Source organism: Streptomyces sp. NRRL WC-3549 (assembly GCF_000721935.1).
Classification (GTDB): domain Bacteria; phylum Actinomycetota; class Actinomycetes; order Streptomycetales; family Streptomycetaceae; genus Streptomyces.
The window spans coordinates 116,760-117,549 of sequence record NZ_KL585421.1 but is presented as its reverse complement, the minus strand read 5'-3'; the positions used below and the strand labels follow the sequence as shown (position 1 = coordinate 117,549).

Annotated in this window: 1 pseudogene; it reads left to right on the top strand. The window is 72.9% G+C overall.

Features of this window, described 5'->3' with window-relative positions:
* Positions 1–284 precede the first annotated feature (284 nt).
* Positions 285–790, top strand: a pseudogene (locus tag IH13_RS0125880) (GNAT family N-acetyltransferase); the annotation flags it as partial.

The following is a 790-nucleotide window of genomic DNA, read 5'->3' as shown; positions in this document are numbered from 1 at the left end:
GATGTGTATAAGAGACAGCGCCAGGGCCGTGCGGAGGGTCAGCCCGGCGCCGCATACCAGTACGGCGAGGAGGACGAACCCCAGCGCCGTGCGGCGGAGATCGAACATGGCCCTGCGGTTCCCGCGGACACGTCTGCGCGCCTGTATCGGCATCGGGCGTCCCACCCCCTCGTTCCTCGTGCCCCACGTCAAGATCACTTTCCGTGTGCCCCGCGCGGCCGGGTTGACGCCCGGACCGCGGAAACCCTGTGGCACGACCGCGGGGCCCGTGGTCCGATGCGCGGATGCGACTTCAGGAGACCCTGGCCCTCTTCGACCGTGAGATGCGCGAACACGCCCGCCCCGATGGCCCCGGCGTGCGTGTCGAGCGGGCGGGCGCGGTCGTACGGCAGACCGGCGGCGCCGACGACTGGAACGGGGTCGTCTGGACCGCTCCCGGCCTCTCCCCCGCCGGCGCTGAGGCCGAGATCGCGGCGCAGATCGAGCACTTCACGGCGCTGGGTATCGGCGAGTTCGAGTGGAAGCGGTACGCCCACGACGCCCCCGCCTCGCTCGGCGAGCTGCTCACCGCGGCCGGTTTCGAACCGGAACCCCCGGAGACCCTGCTGATCGCCCCGGTCGCGGACCTCGCCACCGACGTACGGCTCCCCCAGGGCCTCCGGCTGCGTACCGTGACCGACGCGGCCGGCGTCGAGCTGATGGTGCGCGCGCACGAGCGGGCCTTCGGCACCGACGGGTCGCGGCTGCGCCACCGAACGCTGGCCCGGCTCGCAGGCCCTGTCGGCACCTT